At 47.4% G+C, this 17600-nt stretch carries 17 protein-coding genes and 1 other annotated feature; of the genes, 8 read left to right on the forward strand and 9 right to left on the reverse strand.

Going from position 1 to position 17600, the window contains the following annotated elements; translation table 11 throughout:
* Positions 1-39 precede the first annotated feature (39 nt).
* The gene (locus MKY95_RS20600; protein WP_076318119.1) at positions 40-960 is read left to right on the forward strand and encodes a LysR family transcriptional regulator; all 921 of its coding nucleotides are present in this window, start codon (positions 40-42) and stop codon (positions 958-960) included.
* 234 nt (positions 961-1194) lie between these two features.
* Here MKY95_RS20600 and MKY95_RS20605 read toward each other — a convergent pair whose 3' ends face one another.
* The 4 genes from MKY95_RS20605 to MKY95_RS20620 form a co-directional block, all read right to left on the reverse strand.
* Entirely contained in the window at positions 1195-1380 is a 186-nt protein-coding gene (locus MKY95_RS20605; protein WP_017687767.1) for a hypothetical protein, read from the reverse strand.
* Positions 1381-1471: 91 nt separating this feature from the next.
* A complete protein-coding gene (locus tag MKY95_RS20610; RefSeq protein ID WP_076250027.1) occupies positions 1472-2293 on the reverse strand; it encodes a carbon-nitrogen family hydrolase in 822 nt (273 codons plus the stop codon).
* A gap of 73 nt (positions 2294-2366) precedes the next feature.
* Positions 2367-3989 (reverse strand): AraC family transcriptional regulator, encoded by a 1623-nt coding sequence (locus MKY95_RS20615; RefSeq protein ID WP_076317460.1) that lies wholly within the window; start codon positions 3987-3989, stop codon positions 2367-2369.
* Between the two features lie 202 nt (positions 3990-4191).
* Positions 4192-5187 carry an ABC transporter substrate-binding protein gene (locus MKY95_RS20620; protein WP_076317459.1) on the reverse strand — a complete coding sequence of 332 codons (996 nt, stop codon included), beginning with the start codon at positions 5185-5187 and terminating at the stop codon, positions 4192-4194.
* Positions 5188-5447: 260 nt separating this feature from the next.
* Here MKY95_RS20620 and MKY95_RS20625 point away from each other — a divergent pair, with 260 nt between their 5' ends.
* The 7 genes from MKY95_RS20625 (at position 5448) to MKY95_RS20655 (ending at position 12875) form a co-directional block, all read left to right on the forward strand.
* Positions 5448-6656, forward strand: a complete 1209-nt coding sequence (locus MKY95_RS20625) for a pyridoxal phosphate-dependent aminotransferase (protein ID WP_076317458.1) — start codon at positions 5448-5450, stop codon at positions 6654-6656.
* A 64-nt stretch (positions 6657-6720) separates the two neighbouring features.
* Positions 6721-6935 (forward strand) — a binding site (T-box leader).
* Between the two features lie 82 nt (positions 6936-7017).
* A complete protein-coding gene (proB, locus tag MKY95_RS20630; RefSeq protein WP_076317457.1) occupies positions 7018-8121 on the forward strand; it encodes a glutamate 5-kinase in 1104 nt (367 codons plus the stop codon).
* A 58-nt stretch (positions 8122-8179) separates the two neighbouring features.
* Positions 8180-9427, forward strand: coding sequence for a glutamate-5-semialdehyde dehydrogenase (locus tag MKY95_RS20635; protein ID WP_076317456.1), 1248 nt, complete (start codon positions 8180-8182; stop codon positions 9425-9427).
* Positions 9428-9463: 36 nt separating this feature from the next.
* Positions 9464-10324 (forward strand): pyrroline-5-carboxylate reductase, encoded by an 861-nt coding sequence (gene proC, locus MKY95_RS20640; protein WP_076317455.1) that lies wholly within the window; start codon positions 9464-9466, stop codon positions 10322-10324.
* Positions 10321-11544, forward strand: a complete 1224-nt coding sequence (locus MKY95_RS20645) for a 2,3-diketo-5-methylthiopentyl-1-phosphate enolase (protein WP_076317454.1) — start codon at positions 10321-10323, stop codon at positions 11542-11544. The genes proC and MKY95_RS20645 overlap by 4 nt, the downstream gene beginning before the upstream one ends.
* Positions 11541-12218, forward strand: a complete 678-nt coding sequence (locus MKY95_RS20650) for a 2-hydroxy-3-keto-5-methylthiopentenyl-1-phosphate phosphatase (RefSeq protein ID WP_017687758.1) — start codon at positions 11541-11543, stop codon at positions 12216-12218. The genes MKY95_RS20645 and MKY95_RS20650 overlap by 4 nt, the downstream gene beginning before the upstream one ends.
* Positions 12219-12221: 3 nt before the next feature.
* Entirely contained in the window at positions 12222-12875 is a 654-nt protein-coding gene (locus tag MKY95_RS20655) for a methylthioribulose 1-phosphate dehydratase (RefSeq protein WP_076317453.1), read from the forward strand.
* Positions 12876-13038: 163 nt separating this feature from the next.
* On the opposite strand, the gene MKY95_RS20660 is transcribed toward MKY95_RS20655, so the two are convergent.
* The 5 genes from MKY95_RS20660 to asnS all read right to left on the reverse strand — a co-directional run bounded on the left by MKY95_RS20660 (position 13039) and on the right by asnS (position 17582).
* Complete coding sequence (locus tag MKY95_RS20660) at positions 13039-14340, reverse strand: multi-tm2 domain protein (protein ID WP_083669576.1); 1302 nt, start codon at positions 14338-14340, stop codon at positions 13039-13041.
* Positions 14341-14368: 28 nt separating this feature from the next.
* Entirely contained in the window at positions 14369-14821 is a 453-nt protein-coding gene (locus tag MKY95_RS20665) for a hypothetical protein (RefSeq protein ID WP_076317451.1), read from the reverse strand.
* Positions 14814-15314 carry a sigma-70 family RNA polymerase sigma factor gene (locus MKY95_RS20670; RefSeq protein WP_256721174.1) on the reverse strand — a complete coding sequence of 167 codons (501 nt, stop codon included), beginning with the start codon at positions 15312-15314 and terminating at the stop codon, positions 14814-14816. The genes MKY95_RS20665 and MKY95_RS20670 overlap by 8 nt, the downstream gene beginning before the upstream one ends.
* Before the next feature lie 247 nt (positions 15315-15561).
* Entirely contained in the window at positions 15562-16266 is a 705-nt protein-coding gene (locus tag MKY95_RS20675) for a DnaD domain-containing protein (RefSeq protein WP_076250018.1), read from the reverse strand.
* Positions 16267-16286: 20 nt separating this feature from the next.
* Complete coding sequence (asnS, locus tag MKY95_RS20680) at positions 16287-17582, reverse strand: asparagine--tRNA ligase (RefSeq protein ID WP_017687752.1); 1296 nt, start codon at positions 17580-17582, stop codon at positions 16287-16289.
* Between the last annotated feature and the right edge of the window lie 18 nt (positions 17583-17600).

Consider the following 17600-nt stretch of genomic DNA (forward strand, 5'->3'; position numbering starts at 1 on the left):
GATATAATGGTGGCATAACGAAAGGAATGACCGATGACGATGGAATTCAGACAACTTCAATATACGCTGCAAATTGCGGCCGAACGCAATTTCTCCCGGGCAGCAGAGAAGCTGCATATTGCTCAACCTTCATTAAGCCAGCAATTATCCAAATTGGAAAAAGAATTGGGAGTGCTACTGTTTCAGCGTAATACCAGTACCGTGGAGTTAACCCATGCGGGTGTTACGTTTGTCGAGCAAGCCCAGAAGATCGTAGATGCCGTGGAGCTATTGCGTCAGGAAATGTCCGATATCTCCCAGCTTCGCAAAGGTAAAGTCGTTGTAGGCAGCATGCCGATCACGGGATCACACCTGCTCCCACACGTGCTTCCTGCGTTTCAACAAGCTTATCCCGAGATTGAGGTTACCTTATTGGAAGACTCCGGGCTTACGCTTGAGAAATTGACAGCAAGTGGCAAAGCAGATCTCAGTCTGTTATCTCTTCCTTTACAAGAGCCAAGTCTCGCCTATGTTGCCATTGGAGAGGAAAAGATTGATCTGGCAGTTCCCCCGAATCACCCTTTGGCACGCAGGGCAGATCCGGAACATCCGCTTCCTGTGCGAATTGAAGAGCTTCGGGATGAACCTTTTGTTGTGTTGAAAAAAGGGCAGGGCTTCCGCAAACTTACATTCGATCTCTGTGAGCAGGCTGGTTTTGATCCCCAAGTTGTGTTTGAGAGCACCAATATTGAAACCGTTCAGTCGCTGGTCGCCACAGGTATGGGTATTACCCTGGTTCCACGCTTTATCGCCCGTGCGCCGCGCAGTGAGTTCGTGCCTGTGTATGTGCCACTTGCTGAGCCTACTCCTAGCAGAACACTTGTTGTGGCTTATCGTCAAGGAAGAGTGCTGTCGAAGGCAGCCGAAGCATTCATCCATACGTTTCAACAAACCGTGACCGAACTGTCAAAGGGAGACTAAAAAATTTCTCCTATGGGTATGGGTACATTTCATACTGAAACAAAACAAAGGCTTGACCCTTATGGGCCAAGCCTTTGTCATATACTCGTTTCCCGCATCCGCAGGATAGAGTTCTTACATTGCAATCACAGTAACTGGTTACAGTACAATGTTGCTTGTTAAGTTGTTTAGCTACAATGCTAATTTATAATGTTAACGTAGAAACGTACATAAGAAAACTTCATGTCTGGCGGTTTATTTACGCAAATTACGATCGCTTGTCAGCCTGTTTTGCTGATTCATTACACGGCCTTCGTCCTGAACAGTTGAATCAGGGGGTGATAGCCCTCCTGCTCCATTCTCTAAGAATGCCCTTAAGTGATCTTCCCTTGTGTTATCCTGTTCCAGTCTCCTGAGCGTATCTTTCACATGGTTGTCCATTGATTGATCATCCTCCTTGGTGACGGGATAGTTATCATTACCCGCGTCCTGGAAGAATAAACACTTTTTCTGAAGAATTTTATTTCAGTTTTTATTTTCCGCCAAAATAAACGCCAGGTCGACGGTCTTCAAATACGGGAATACGTCCGCGAACCTCATCTACCAGAGATGGACGAATAATTCCGGTCACGATCTCTTCCCCTTCGCCACCTTCAGCCACAATCTCACCCCAAGGATCAATGATGAGGGAATGTCCGAAAAATTCGGTCTCTCCCCCTTTACCTACACGATTACATGCGATCACATACATCTGATTCTCAATCGCTCGTGCGGTAAGCAACGTACGCCAGTGGTGCAGACGAGGTTTCGGCCATTCGGCGGGTACAATCAATGCCTTGGCACCATTCAAAGCAAGGGTGCGGGCAAGCTCCGGGAACCGGATGTCATAACAGATCGAAGCACCCGCTGTAAGACCGTTCTGCAATTCAAAAATTTCAGGTTCCGCACCAGGCTGTAAATATTTCTCCTCGTCCATCAGACGGAACAAATGTAATTTATCGTATCGTGTTACCTGTTTTCCTTCACGATCATAAGCGTACATTGTATTGTATATTTGACCATCCCGTTTCTCGGCAATCGAACCGCCAACGATGGAAATTTGATGTTTTTGAGCAAAAGCAGACAGCCATTCCCGAGATTTCTGGCCTTCCGGGTCAGCGAGTTCATGAATTTGAGTCAAAGCGTATCCGGTATTCCACATCTCAGGTAACACAGCCAGCCCCAGATCCGGATATTGTTCTACCGCACGCTCAAGCAACGTCTGCATATGTTTATGATTGGCCTCAGGGTCTCCGAGCTGAATATCGCCCTGAATCAGGGCTACACGCATTTCTCCCTGTTGTTTTTCTGTCATGACAAGCACTCCTCTGAACCGTAATACCTGCTATCATAGCTTGATCCTCCTGAGGACTGCAAGCCTGTTTTTGTTATGAACTTGCACACAACAACTCAGGGAGCAGGGTCAACAATCGATCACTCGTGAGCGCATCACCCACATTCCATGTTGACTCCTCCACAGGATATACCCGTCCATTCTGCACAGCCGGAAGGGCCTGCCAACTGGGACTTTTCATCAGCATCTCTGTAGCCTGTCTTGCCACAACTTCCTCAGGCAGCATAACAAACACATGATCTCCCGCGTACTGACGTACCGCTTCAGCCGAAATTTCCTTATAGGCTCTGCCTGCCGCAAGTGCTTCCTTCACTTTGGTAACTGGCCTGAATCCCATTGGATGATATAACATAGGCGCCAGACCGATATTGCCCATAACAAATAATCGTGCACCCCGATGGTATGTAAATACGGATGCCGTTTCCCCCTCTTCAATTACAGTATGGATCTTCGCCCACATCTGCTCAGTACGCTCCGCATAGGAGGTTAGCCATTGTTCAGCCTGCGGTTGTCTGCCAAACCAGCTGCCCAATCTGCGCATTCGTTCTTCCAACGTGGCATGTGAATTGTAAGCAAGCGTCGGTGCAATCCGGTAAAGTTGTTCATACTGTTGTTCATTGCTGCTGTCAAAAATAATCAAATCCGGCTTCATGATAACAGCGGCTTCCACATTAACCGGGGCGACCGCGTCATATGTCCGATCTTCCAGCAACTGAATGCCCAGCATCAACAGATCCCCAGCAGAATCTCCATAATACATAATTCGCTCCGGGTTAACTGGAATATTCACATCATGACCCAACCAATCTTGTACTAATGTCTGCTGCTGAATCGATCTGTCATATTGACGAGGAGATAATCCCGTCATTTGGCGAAAACGCCTGCTGAAATAATACTCATCCTTAAACCCCACGCGACTCGCTATATCCCGAAGTGGTTCATCTGATTTGCGAAGCCAGTCCTTGGCATGTTTAATGCGTACATGATTCACATAATCAAGCGGCTTGTGACCCGTGAGTTGTCTGAATAGGGTCGTATATTGTACAGGTCTGATCTCCGCAAGACGTGCCAGTTTCTGTACAGTGATTTCTTCAGCATAATGGTCGTCCACATATTGAATCGTACTGTGTAGCCTTGCTTCCATACTCTGTTCCGTCTTTGGAGAAGTGTACCGGGTAATGATCATCTCCATCCATTTTTGGAACTGTGCATTCAGATGACTGTATTCGGCATCTGTTTTATAATTCCGGATGACATACATCTGCTCCAGCAACCCACTTAACGGAGCATAGGGATAACCATTCAATTGGTTTCTGTGCTCAAATACAGGGCGGGTAAAGAGTTCGGGATCACCCGTCAACACATGAATAACATCAAAAGCCATTATGATATATTTTAATTCCGAGTTATTACGATGTTCAATCTGGTACCCCTCTCCCGGAGAAAGCGGATAAACACATCCCGTAGTAAACGGAAACTGTTCATGTCCAATATATAAACGCCCATCCCCTTCTTCACAGATCAGGAAGGCATGTTTCTCGCAAGCCACTTCCAGCATCACCTGTTCAGGTGGTTCAATTCGTCGTATCAGATGATCCAGCCGAAACATGAATGCTGAAAAGAACAACGCTCCCCCATCGGCATCCAAAGCCTGCATGTCGGTTCACCTCGTTTTTCTAAAATGAGAATAATTATCAATCATTCTGTATGGTCTGATTATAAGCGAGCGATAGTCAATAATCCAGATATGAGTTTAATCAGCAAAAAAGAGCGTTCAACGAAATGTTGAAGGCCCCCTTTACTTTTTTTATAATTGCATTACTCAAAGGTGTTACTGCTGCCTCACTAGCTCGTCACCATTATTGGTTCATCTGTTTTGGCAGCTCTTGTAACAGCCACTCCCTCGAAAGAGCATCACTAGAAGCTTTTACGATATTAAAACGATATACTTTTCCTTCTTTCACCGCAGGCAGGTTCTTCCAGATTGTACTATCCAGCAATTCCTTGGTGGATTGTTTCGCATCGTCGGTCACAGGATCCAGAATAAATATCCGATCACCGGCAAATTCAGATAATTTTTCAGTCGAAATCTCTACAAATCCCATGTCTTCATCCAATACTTTCTGGATTTCCGCGGTTGGCTTCAGCCCGTCTTTTCCGTATAACAACTGTGGCAATCCTGCACCTGCCATGACAAACAGACGATTCCCGGGATACATGGTGAATACCGAAGCGGTCTCCCCTTCTTTTAATCCGTTCTCATGAAGTTGCGTCCACATCTCTTCCGTCGCTTTTTGATGAGCTGTAACCCATTCCTCCGCTTCTTGCTTCTTATTCAACAAATCGCCAAGGATACGCATGCGATCTTCTATTAAACCAAATGAATCAAATGTAACCGTGGGTGCAACCTTTGCGATCTGATCATATTGAGCCTCGTCACTGTTGGAAAAAATAATCAGATCGGGATTCAGGTCTAACGCCTTTTCCACACTGATCGGAAATCCTACATCTTCTGCCTGAGCAACCTGATCATCAAATACGGTTCCCTCTTGACGAAGTATGCCGACAGGAACTACACCAAGCGCGAGCAGATCCCCTGTAACTTCTCCATGATAGATAACTCGCTTCGGATTTACAGGAATCTCAACTTCATGGCCAGTCCAGTCTTTGAATATCCGGGTCTCGCCCTCGTTCGTCTCTTCCGTTGCAGTTTGGGTCTCTGTGGTTTCTGTGGCTGCTTTGGAATCATCTGCGCCAGCAGCAGGTGTTGCAGCCTGATTTCCACAAGCCAGTAGCAGGATGGATAACCATGTGATCGTTAATAATACTCCCGTATTTCGTATGCCCTTTTTCATTTCTATTTCTCCCCCTATATCATGTGCGTTGTGCTAGAAATTAATGATATTGATTATCATTATCGGATATTATCATAAAACATGGCTTCTCTCAGCTCAATGGACAAAACTAAATGAGTACTTTCAATTTTGTACAATACTCCGCTCTTTGCTCCTATGTACTGTATATTCAAGTGTATTTCCCTCTATACAGCTCGGGATTTGCGTGATAAATTAATGAGAACTATTTGCCATTATTAATAACCGGAGTGATGAATATAATGACCCAATCAGACCATACATCTGCTCGTTCAGCTTTTAAGATACCGACTTCTGATGTGATGACACAGCTTCCAACGCAATTTTTTGCTACCCTTGTTCAAAATGTAAATCGTGAAATCGCAAGTGGACATGACGTGATCAATCTGGGTCAGGGGAACCCGGATACACCTACACCACCTCATATTGTGAAAACACTGCAAGAGTCGGCTGAGAATCCCCTCTATCACAAATACTCCCCTTTTAGAGGATACTCTTTCCTGAAGGAAGCCGTCGCCAAACGTTATAAGGAAGATTACAACGTTGATTTGGACCCCGAGACTGAAGTAGCCATTCTGTTCGGAGGCAAAACCGGATTGGTTCAGTTACCTCAGGTCCTGCTAAACCCCGGCGACACCGTTCTCGTTCCAGATCCCGGCTACCCGGATTACTGGTCTGGTGTTGCACTCGCCAAAGCAAACATGTCATTTATGCCTTTGCTGGAGTCCAACGCATTCCTGCCAGATTATGAAGCTGTTACAGCCGAAGATCGGGAGAAGGCCAAGCTGATGTTCCTGAACTATCCCAACAACCCAACGTCAGCAACGGCACCCCTTTCGTTCTACGAAGATACGGTTGAATTTGCCATTCAAAATCAAATCGTCATTGCCAGCGACTTTGCTTACGGTGCAATTGGATTCGACGGACATCGTCCCGTAAGTTTCCTGCAAGCCCCTGGTGCCAAAGAAGTGGGCATTGAGTTCTATACGTTATCCAAAACGTACAATATGGCTGGATGGCGTGTTGGATTCGCACTCGGCAATGCAGAGATTGTCTCTAAGATCAATCTGCTTCAGGATCATATCTATGTCAGTCTCTTCGGTGGAATTCAGGCTGCGGCAACGGAAGCACTTACTGGCTCACAGGAATGTGTTGCCTCACTGGTTTCACGCTACGAATCGCGTCGCAATGCATTTTATGACGCTCTTTCCTCAATTGGCTGGCAAGCTTCGAAACCAGCGGGTTCATTCTTCAGCTGGTTACCTGTACCTGCCGGTTATACCTCCGCTTCATTTGCAGACTTGTTACTGCGAGAAGCCAAGGTAGCCGTAGCCCCAGGTATTGGTTTTGGTTCGCATGGTGAAGGCTATGTGCGCGCGGGACTGTTAAGTGATGAAAACCGATTACGCGAAGCTGCCCAGCGGATTGGCAAGCTGAATTTATTCAAGTAATTTACAGGACCATAACCCCTTTGCATATGCCAAGTTTCCATGGTATGTTATAAGAAATATTGAACGAAACGTGATGACGGGACCAGTAAGAGAATATCAGTCGCGCCCAGAGAGTAAATTCCACCCTGCTGAAAGAATTTACCGCGGCTCTTCTCTGAAACCTACCCCTGAGCGGCCTGTTACGTGCAGGACAGTGCCTTCTGTTACAGGGCATGAAGCCGGATGATCTAATCATCAATAAAGGTGGTACCGCGGAAGTAACAAACTTTCGTCCTTTTTAACTAAAGGGCGGGAGTTTTTTTTGTACCCGCTAAAGACTGCTCCAGAAGCACTTATTAATCATGTTTAAGGAAGTGAAACCATGACTTCACGTATTGTAGTTAAGATTGGAAGCAGCTCGCTTACAACGGAAGAAGGCGGTCTGGATCGCAGTTCGATCACTTTTTTTGCCGGAGAAATTGCAGCATTGGCTGATCAGGGTCATGAAGTGCTTTTGGTCACCTCAGGAGCGGTAGCGGCCGGATTCCGGGAGATCGGTTATCCTCAGCGCCCCAAACTGCTACATGAGAAACAAGCCGCAGCGGCCGTTGGGCAGGCATTACTGATGCAGGCATATCAACAGGCTTTTGCAGCGCACCGCGTTACTACGGCGCAAATTCTGTTAACTCGTACAGACTTTCACAGTCGTAAACGCATGGGTAACGCAGGTATGACCGTAGAAGAGTTGCTTAAACAGCGAGTGATTCCGATTTTTAATGAGAATGATACGGTGTCGGTAGACGAATTGAAGTTTGGTGATAACGATCTGTTGTCCGCATTGGTTGCAAACCTGGTGAAGGCTCAGCATCTGATCATTCTTACCGATACCAACGGCTTGTACACCGCAGATCCGCGCAAAGATCCTTCTGCCGTGCGTTACGACCGTATTCCCGAAATCACGGCTGAGATCTATGCTTTTGCCGGCGGTTCAGGTTCGGCGGTTGGCACAGGCGGAATGCGATCCAAAGTTGATGCAGCCAAGGTTGCTACACGTGGAGGCGTACCTGTATTCGTGGGAAGTGTGAAGGAACCCGGAGATATGCAGAAGGCGGTTGATGGCACGGGCAAAGGAACTTACTTTGAGACACGACTCGCTTCGCTATCCCGTAAAAAGCAGTGGCTTGGCTTCATGTCTACTCCGCTGGGAACCGTCGTTGTGGATGATGGTGCTGAAGAAGCACTTGTCCATGGGGGCCACAGTCTTCTACCTGTAGGGGTCAAGCGGGTACTGGGAACATTCCATGCAGGAGACGTCGTAGAGGTCATTGGTATGGATGAAACCTTGCTCGGTCGCGGTATTGTCAATTATGATGATGACCAGCTTCGACTCATTGCCGGACTTCCCAGTGGTGAAGTGATGAAACAACTCGCTAGCATCCACAGACTTGAAGTTATTCATAGAGACGAATGGATTACGTTAAAATAAACAAGAAGCTATATAGTGGTTGGAATACTCAACTTTATATATATGAGGAGGAATTACGATGAGTGAAGTCAGAGAAAAAGCCAGCAAAGCCCAAGCAGCGGTTCCACAGCTGAACCGATTGAATACAGAACAGAAAAATACGGCCCTGCGTGTCATGGCAGATGCTTTGATTAAGGAGACGGATTCCATCATTACGGCAAACGCCGAAGATCTGGCACGAGGCAGAGAACAAGGCACGCCGGAATCCATGCTGGATCGACTCGCCCTTAATAAGGAGCGGATCGCAGGCATAGCTGAAGGGTTACGTCAGATTGCAGATCTGCCTGATCCAGTCGGCGAAGTGTTAGAGACATTTACCCGTCCAAACGGATTACATGTTGAAAAATTAAGAGTGCCGATTGGCCTGATTGGCATCATCTACGAAGCTCGTCCTAATGTAACTGTAGACGCAGCCGGATTATGTCTTAAAACAGGTAATACAGTGCTTCTGCGCGGCGGTTCCTCTGCCCTGTCCTCCAATCGTAAAATTGTAGAGGTGCTGCATCAGGCACTCACAACGACAGACATGCCTGCTGATGCTTTGCAACTGGTTGAAGATGCAGATCGTGCTTCCGTGGATGAGATGCTCAAGTTGAACGGACTGCTGGACGTTATCATTCCACGCGGCGGTGCTTCCCTCATTCGTAATGTGGTTGCCAATGCAACGGTACCTGTCATCGAAACTGGGGCGGGCATCTGCCATACCTATGTGGATGAATCAGCCGATCCAGTTATGGCAGCCGAAATTGCCATCAATGCCAAGGCACAACGTCCATCCGTATGTAATTCCATGGAAACGTTGCTGCTGCATGCCGCATATGCGGAAGAACATCTGCCTGCTCTTGCCGAGCAATTCCGTGAGGCCAGTGTGGTCTTGAAAGGTTGCGACACGGTGCGCCGTCTTGTTCCTTCTGCCCTTGAGGCAACCGAGGAAGACTATGCGACCGAGTACAACGACTATATTTTAAATATCCGGGTGGTCGAGAACCTGGAAGAAGCGATGCAGCACATCGCACATTACGGAACCAAACATTCCGAGTGTATCGTAACCCGGGATACAGCCCATGCAGAGCGCTTCATGCATGATGTGGATGCAGCAGCCGTCTATCACAATGCGTCCACACGTTTCACCGACGGATTTGAATTTGGCTATGGAGCCGAAATCGGAATCAGTACTCAGAAACTGCATGCTCGTGGACCGATGGGACTACCAGCACTGACATCAACCAAATATCGGATTACAGGCAATGGACAGATTCGTCAATAATATCCCAGCAACAGTTATATAGGAGGAACGATAAATATGAGTCAAGAGCAACAGACGTTACTACAACAGAAGATTACTTTCCACGGAGCAGGCGCGATGGCTGAAGCCATCGTGCGCGGACTGATCTCCCGCCTAGTCGTTCGTCCTCAGGATATTACGATGCTGAACCGCAGCAACCAGAAACGTCAGGAGGAGCTCAGCACCCGTTATGCTGTACATACCGGAACTGCCTCGCAATCCTTGGATCACCTTGCCTCCACTCCGGTCATTGTACTCTGTATGAAACCCAAAGATGCTGCCGCAGCGCTACGCGAGCTTGGTCCGCTGTTATCACCTGATCAACTGATCGTATCTGTCATTGCCGGATTATCAATCCGCACGATGCAGTCCTTGCTTGGTCGTAAACAACCGATCGCGAGAACCATGCCGAACACATCCAGTACCATTGGACTCGGTGCAACCGGGCTTGCCTTCTCTACGGAGATTACGGATGAGCAGCGCAGTACGGTGATGACCATGTTTGAAGCGGTTGGTATCGTGACCATCGTGCCTGAAGATAAACTCGAAGTGCTCACTGGAATTTCCGGAAGCGGCCCTGCTTATGTATACTATTTAATGGAGGCCATGATTGCCGCAGGTATTCGTGGTGGCTTATCCAGCCAGCAATCTCGTGATCTCACTGTTCAGACGGTGCTTGGCGCGTCACGAATGGTACAACAAACCGGTTTGGAACCGATGAAACTTCGTAGTGATGTGACTTCCCCGGGAGGGGCAACCCAGGCAGCACTGAAGACACTGGACGAAGGAGATTTCTTTGAAAATGTAATCGCAGCCGTCAACCGCTGTGCAGAGCGCTCACGGGAGATGGGAGCTGCTTTGGAAGGGGATTTAAAATGAATAACATGTGCACAGCCACATATCGTCTGCATGATGATCATGCAGACTTTCGCAAGAAGGCTCAGTCTATCGCGATTGGCATGACCGTGGGTAGCTGGACGGAGTTGCCGCAAGCCCAGCGTGAAGCGATGCAGAAACATCTGGGTGAAGTAATCAGCGTAGAAGTAAATGAAGCTGAAGGAATAGCTGCGGGTGAGCGTTACGCCGATATTACCATCGGATATCCTGATGTTAACTTCAGCCGTGATATCCCTGCCCTGCTCGTGACGGTCTTTGGCAAAATCTCAATGGATGGCCGAATTAAACTTACAAAGCTTGGTTTCTCGGATGGCTTCCTGAGTGCATTCCCGGGACCCAAGTTTGGACTGAATGGTGTTCGTGATCTGCTTGGTGTACATGATCGTCCACTGTTAATGAGTATCTTTAAGTCAGTTATCGGACTGGATGCAGATGAACTGCGTGAACAATTTATTCGTCAGGCTCTTGGTGGCGTTGATTTGATCAAGGACGATGAGATTCTGTTTGAGAATAAATTGACACCTATCGAAAAAAGAGTCGAGGTCTGCATGAAAGCTGCCGAACAGGCACGCCAGGAGACCGGCAAGAAACTTCTGTATGCAACCAATCTTACAGGACCTACATCTCGTCTGAAGCAACAAGCTGAACGCGCTATTGGTGCAGGAGCCAATGCCCTGTTATTCAACGTATTGTCTTACGGATATGATGTGCTGCATGAACTCAGCAGTGATCCTGACATCAATGTGCCAATTATGGCTCACCCTGCTCTTGCAGGTGCACTGTATCCTTCACCACATTACGGCATGTCCGCTTCGGTTGTACTAGGCCAGTTGATGCGTCTTGCGGGTGCCGATCTGGTGCTCTTCCCTTCTCCTTATGGTTCGGTTACGATGCCGAAGGAAGAAAATATGGCGATCACGGAGCAATTACTGACAGCCGATCTGCCAGTACGAACCAGTATGCCAGTGCCTTCAGCCGGTATCCATCCAGGCCTTGTACCGCTCATTTTGCGCGACTTTGGCACGGATGTCATCGTTAATGCTGGTGGCGGTATTCATGGACATCCTATGGGCACTGAGGCAGGCGGACGTGCATTCCTGCAAGCCATTGAGGCAGCTCAACGTTCCATTCCACTCGCGCAGTATGCAACCGAGCATCCGGAGCTGAAAAGTGCATTGGATCTGTGGGGTGGCGAACGATGAGAAGTGATAAAAAAACAGTCATTTTCTGTGACTTTGACGGTACGATTACGCTCTCGGACAATATTGTCGCAATCATGAAACATTTCAAGCCTGAGGGCATTGAAGCGATTATGAAAGATACAATTGAGCAAAAAATCTCGCTGCGTGAAGGTGTTGGAGCCATGTTTGCTCTGTTGCCTGCATCGCAGAAAGATGAAATTGTGGAATTTGTGCTTGGACAAGCGGGGATCCGTGAAGGATTCAGCGAGTTTCTTGACTACGTTCGCAGCGAAGGTATCGAATTCAATGTGACCAGCGGTGGTATGGACTTTTTCATTGAACCGTTACTCGCACCATTTCATATCCCGCAGGATCATGTCTATTGCAACGGAGCTGACTTCTCGGGTGAAACCATTAAGATTGAATGGCCAAATCCCTGCCAGCCTCCTTGTGAGAATGGCTGCGGCATGTGCAAAACAACAGTCATTCGTACCTTCCCGGAAGAACAATACAATCGAATCCTCATTGGAGACAGTCTGACGGATTTTGAAGGTGCCAAAATTGCCGACCTCGTCTACTCCCGCTCTATTTTAACGGACAAATGTATTGAGCTGGGTGTAGACCATGTGCCATTCGCTACCTTTTACGATATCATCGAAGATATGAAACAGAAGCAAACACAAGGAGTGCTGTAAACGATGGGCTTTGAAAAGATTACATTGGAACACAAACGTCAGGTCCTTGAAGAACTGGCTGATATTAAAGCGTTGTTTGCCGGTCGTAACTGGTTCCCCGGAACAAGTGGCAATCTGTCGATGCGTGTAGGAGACTTTGACCCGGAGCAATTTTATTTTGCGGTTACCGCCTCAGGCAAAGACAAATCACTTCGCACTCCGGAAGACTTTCTTTTTGTGGACAAACACGGCAAAGCAATTGAAACAACAACGTTGAAACCAAGTGCCGAAACGTTGATTCATTGCGAAATCTATCGTTTGACGGGTTGTGGTGCTGTATTCCACGTGCATACTGTGTTTAACAACCTGATCAGTGAATTCTTTGGAGCAGATGGACACGTACCGATTCAAGGAATCGAATTGATCAAGGCTTTCAACATTTGGGAAGAAAATGCGGAGATTCGTGTACCCGTCCTGCCTAACTTTGCAGATATTCCATCTATCGCTGAATTGGTGCCAGGTGTACTTGATGCCAACGTACCAGGAATTTTGCTGCGTAACCACGGCATATATGCGTGGGGCAAGGATGCTTTTGAAGCGAAACGTCATCTGGAAGCGTTCGAGTTCCTGTTCGAAGTGATGTACCGTCAACTTCTGCTGAAGGGTGCTACGAAATAGCAATCATTTATCCGAAATCAAAGTTGTACAACTAAAAACACGCCAGAGGCTGATATACATAGCCCTTGGCGTGTTTTTATGTTGTTGGATAACAGCGATTAGAAGGTTGCTCTGTCATCGTAGTGTCAGTGTAAATAATCTTTAATTCAACTTGGATCGTAAATTACAGTCGATCATCCCGATCCTTGAATAAAAAGAGACTGTCTGCTCCCTCATCATTTTGATGAGCAGCACTTTGGATACCCGTCCCCCGTTGCTTGCCAAACAGCAGTTTCAAACCGCCAAAAATGAGCAGCAAGGATACGATGACGGTGTTTAAATAGGAACGTATCTCATACGTCATAAATGCATTAGGGAAGAGCTCATTCAACTGTGGAATGACAAGACGGATCGTCAGGTAATATAGACCCAGCGCGGCAATCCCGAATCCAATCAGACGCTGATGGCGGGCCCAGTCCTTGAAGATTGGTTGATCAACCAATGGTTCGCGTCCATAACGACTGGAGCACTGGAGCCCGTCAAAAAAGCTGTAGAACCAGATCAACGGAATCATGAACAGAAACACCGATAAGTGAAGCAGGTCCAGAACATAGATGCTGCCCAGGAACAGGAACATCAATTGCATGCCTCTTTTCTGCAATCCCAGATAGAGATGACCTGCACCTGGAAAAGCGGATAGCAGCGTTGCAAGCACTTTGCTACGTCGTCCGGCTACTCTGCCCATCTCCAATTCTTCGAATAATGTCCGATCCTGCAATATCTCACCAGCCTGCTTACGGTGGACATGCTGCACCGCGTCAAACATGCAGTATACCCATATTACAGGCAGTATGAGTAGGAACATCAAAAATACCGATTCATTCGTGATCGAAGCTACAAAAACCATCATGGCAAATGAACCAAAGAACGCCATCAAGAACGACAAACCGCGATGCAACAATCCCAGATGAAGGTGGCCCAATCCCGGAACAAATGAGAGCAAAATGGTGAAGAATCGTTCACCCTCACTGCCTTTTCGGTACATGGGTTGACCATAGGGGCCCTCAGGATGGCCATATTCACCACCTGGATGTTGATGCAGCTCATCTTCATTCATCTGCTCCATAGGCCCTTGCTGACCCATGTATGCTCCCTGGTAGGCTGCCCCTTGGTGTGGAGGCGCTCCATAAGCCGCACCGTATCCCCTATAATGTGCTTCTCGGGCAGAAGGTGTACGGAGCAGAACAATAACCATATCCAGCATGCTGATCCCCCAGAAGAAAGCAGCAAAAAGTGCACCGAAAATCAATAAATCTTGTTCATTAGTGACCATGGCTAACATGAATGAGCCAACAGCTGTTCCGAAGAAAAGCAATGGATAGATCACAGCCCTTGCAGCCCGTCCCCAATACATGAAACCGAGACCTGGTATCAGGTTTAATAGAAATGCGAGTAATTTGTTACGATCTGAGTGCACAGTCGTCATCCTTTCTTATCAGGCAATGCGAAACTATTTATGGTTTAGGCTTGAGGTTATCCAGCCATGAAGTGGCTGCCTCCGTCCATTTCTCGGTAAATGACCCTCTGTGGTCGCCATCCTGGAACTTGTGATATGGTGCTACCTTGTCAAAAAGTCCAGACGAGAGGAAGATCAATGTCAAACAGGCCGCTACCGCGTAATGGAACACTTTATGATCAAGCCAGCGCCGGTTTCGTCCAGCACGGGATTTGCGTTGTACCTTGGGTGATTGAATGCCCTCAATCCGATGCATGACTGAATCCGCAAACCCTGTTGGGTCATGTAACGGAGGCAGTTCTCCGTGGATACCAAGCGCTTCCAGATAGATGTCCATCGCATCCGGATCTTCCATCAGAAGCTGTTCCATTTGGTTTGCTTGAGTTTCACTCATATGGCCTTCAATATAATCGGTCCATTGCGCAGTGGTATATTTCTCCTGTTTACTCACGCCATTCATCCTCCTTCCAATGTTTTCGAATCCACTGCCGGGCACGATACAAGCGGGATTCCACAGTCTTCACAGCCACCTGTGCATCACTGGCAATCTGCTCATAATTTTTTTCGCTTAGATAATACGCAGTGATAATGTCACGATGCTGAGCAGGCAACTGATTAATTCGTTCGCGAAGTTTATCCTGGCGCTCTTCACGAACGAGACGGGTAAGAACGTCTTCATCCCGTCCGGGCATATTGATTATTTTTTCTTCTCCACCCGGATCCTCAGCAGTTCGTCTGCCCAGCTTGCGTTTGGCATCAATCGCTTTGTGAAAGGCAATTCGGGTTAACCACGTTTTGAAACCTTCAGAACGGTAGTCGGGGAGAGACTTATACATCTGTATGAACGCCTCCTGAGCTGCATCCTGTGCTTCCTGATCGTTCCTGAGTACGGAATAGGCCACATGGTATACATGCTGGCTATACTTATCAATCAGAGTACGCATCTGGGATGTATCTCCTTGACGGATTTGTTCGATTACGCGCGCTTCATCAATAACTCTCCCCTCCTCTCCAATACAATAGACGACAGCTTGTGCGTTAACCCCTGCGTGATCTATCAAATTTTTGTAAAACAAAATGAAATCATTGCCTGAAAGGTTGATGTTGCTGATCACTCATCCAATCTTTAATCCAAAAAAAACAGGCACAGAATGACTTCTGGCCTGTTTCTTGTCCCTGCCTACGCTGGAATTAACGTCCACCATTACGAAACCGCTGCGTGTACGCCTTCGCGTCTTGAACGGTCTTGACACGATTTCGACTCCACTCAAGCAGAATTCGATCGATATACCGGAAATGTACTTTGCCTGCAAAAACCGCTTCCTTCAGAGCCATTAGAATCAATTCCTCTTGATAACGGTCCTGATCCAACCAGCCGGATATCGTTTCGCACTCCATTGGAGAGAGCGGACGTCCAAATTCTTTTTCAAAGATGGAGAACATGTTCCGTTCTTCCTCTTCTTTTTGAACACTGTTCGAATCTTGACGTGCTGTATTGTTACTCTGCTGCTCCGCACGGAATGCGGCTACTTCTTCAGCAGTGCACTTTGCAAGCTTGGCATATAATCCATGTAAATCATATCGCTCGTACTGGATGTCCCGTTCTTCGTCACGGTGCTCGTCAATAGCAATATACCCATCCCTCATCAGACGTTGCAACATTCTGGCAATACCTTCAGGTGCAAGTCCCATGCGCGCCGCAAGCTCTTCAAGCGTGGGAAACTCATTGAACTCTGCCTGACGGAACCCTAACAGTTGAATCAGAAGAAGCACTTCTGCATCTGATAGACCAAGCTGGTGATAAAAACGTAACAAGGCATACGGCAGATGGGCTGTACCCGAAGTCATGCCATAAGCTGCTCCATCCAACCAAGCTTTGGATGTGGTGTCTTCCATAGACGCTCCTCGGTTAAGCATTAAGGGTACAGACGATAGAGCATACGTGGGAATGCGATTGTTTCACGTACATGATCCAATCCACAGATCCATGCTACCGTCCGCTCCAATCCCAGACCGAAACCGGAGTGAGGAACCGATCCATATTTACGCAAATCCAGATACCATTGGTAAGCTTCATCCGAGAGATTGTGCTCCTCAAAACGTTGTTGCATCAATTCCGGATCATCGATACGCTGCGAACCGCCAATAATCTCTCCGTAGCCCTCTGGTGCAATCATATCCGCACAGAGAACAACTTCAGGACGATTTGGATCTGGTTTCATGTAGAAAGCCTTGATTCCAGCAGGGTAATGCGTGATAAAGACAGGTGTATTGTACTTCTCAGCAATAGCTGTTTCGTGTGGTGCACCAAAGTCTTCTCCCCAAGGAATATCAAAGCCTTGTCCATGCAGGAATTCAATCGCTTCATCATACGTAATACGCGGGAATGGAGCTACGATGCCTTCGAGTTTGGATACGTCACGACCGATAGATTCCAGTTCTGCACGGCAGTTTTTCACCACGGATTGAACGACATGAGCGATAAATTTCTCTTGTACGCGCAGACTTTCCTCGTGATCTACAAATGCCATTTCCGGCTCAATCATCCAGAACTCAATCAAGTGACGACGTGTTTTGGACTTCTCTGCGCGGAATGTTGGACCAAAGGAATATACTTTGCCCAGCGCCATGGCTGCGGCTTCCATATACAATTGACCACTTTGTGTCAGATAAGCATCTTCATCAAAGTATTTGATGTGGAACAGGTTCGTTGTTCCTTCAGCAGACGATGGTGTCAAAATCGGAGGATCAACTTGTGTGAATCCGTTACCATCAAAGAACTGCTGAACAGCGCGAATAATCTCTGCCCGAATCACCATAACAGCACGTTGCTTCGTAGAACGAAGCCACAGATGACGATGGTCCATCAAGAAATCAACACCATGCTCTTTAGGCGTGATTGGATAGTTTTCAGTCAGGTGAATGATTTCAACCCCTGTAACAGTCATCTCGTAACCGGACGCACTGCGAGGTTCTTCACGAATAATACCTGTAACATACAAAGAGCTTTCTTGAGTCAGGCTCTTGGCATTGTTCCAGATCTCTTCACTAACTTCACTTTTCACAACAACCCCTTGGATATATCCGGTTCCATCACGTAGCTGCAAAAACTGAATTTTACCGCTGGAACGTTTGTTGTTAATCCAGGCACCGATTGTTACGGTTTCGCCCACATGCTCGTTCACATTACGAATTACACAATTCGTATTCATGCCCATATCTCCCCTTGG

This window comes from Paenibacillus sp. FSL P4-0176, from assembly GCF_037975265.1.
Classification (GTDB): domain Bacteria; phylum Bacillota; class Bacilli; order Paenibacillales; family Paenibacillaceae; genus Paenibacillus; species Paenibacillus amylolyticus.

Excerpts from the sequence above, each read along its gene's own strand:
- MKY95_RS20600 (WP_076318119.1), top strand. The coding sequence starts at position 40 with ATGGAATTCAGACAACTTCAATATACGCTGCAAATTGCGGCCGAACGC.
- MKY95_RS20605 (WP_017687767.1), bottom strand. The coding sequence starts at position 1,380 with ATGGACAACCATGTGAAAGATACGCTCAGGAGACTGGAACAGGATAAC.
- MKY95_RS20610 (WP_076250027.1), bottom strand. The coding sequence starts at position 2,293 with ATGACAGAAAAACAACAGGGAGAAATGCGTGTAGCCCTGATTCAGGGC.
- MKY95_RS20615 (WP_076317460.1), bottom strand. The coding sequence starts at position 3,989 with ATGCAGGCTTTGGATGCCGATGGGGGAGCGTTGTTCTTTTCAGCATTC.
- MKY95_RS20620 (WP_076317459.1), bottom strand. The coding sequence starts at position 5,187 with ATGAAAAAGGGCATACGAAATACGGGAGTATTATTAACGATCACATGG.
- MKY95_RS20625 (WP_076317458.1), top strand. The coding sequence starts at position 5,448 with ATGACCCAATCAGACCATACATCTGCTCGTTCAGCTTTTAAGATACCG.
- proB (WP_076317457.1), top strand. The coding sequence starts at position 7,018 with ATGACTTCACGTATTGTAGTTAAGATTGGAAGCAGCTCGCTTACAACG.
- MKY95_RS20635 (WP_076317456.1), top strand. The coding sequence starts at position 8,180 with ATGAGTGAAGTCAGAGAAAAAGCCAGCAAAGCCCAAGCAGCGGTTCCA.
- proC (WP_076317455.1), top strand. The coding sequence starts at position 9,464 with ATGAGTCAAGAGCAACAGACGTTACTACAACAGAAGATTACTTTCCAC.
- MKY95_RS20645 (WP_076317454.1), top strand. The coding sequence starts at position 10,321 with ATGAATAACATGTGCACAGCCACATATCGTCTGCATGATGATCATGCA.
- MKY95_RS20650 (WP_017687758.1), top strand. The coding sequence starts at position 11,541 with ATGAGAAGTGATAAAAAAACAGTCATTTTCTGTGACTTTGACGGTACG.
- MKY95_RS20655 (WP_076317453.1), top strand. The coding sequence starts at position 12,222 with ATGGGCTTTGAAAAGATTACATTGGAACACAAACGTCAGGTCCTTGAA.
- MKY95_RS20660 (WP_083669576.1), bottom strand. The coding sequence starts at position 14,340 with ATGACGACTGTGCACTCAGATCGTAACAAATTACTCGCATTTCTATTA.
- MKY95_RS20670 (WP_256721174.1), bottom strand. The coding sequence starts at position 15,314 with ATGCGTACTCTGATTGATAAGTATAGCCAGCATGTATACCATGTGGCC.
- MKY95_RS20675 (WP_076250018.1), bottom strand. The coding sequence starts at position 16,266 with ATGGAAGACACCACATCCAAAGCTTGGTTGGATGGAGCAGCTTATGGC.
- asnS (WP_017687752.1), bottom strand. The coding sequence starts at position 17,582 with ATGAATACGAATTGTGTAATTCGTAATGTGAACGAGCATGTGGGCGAA.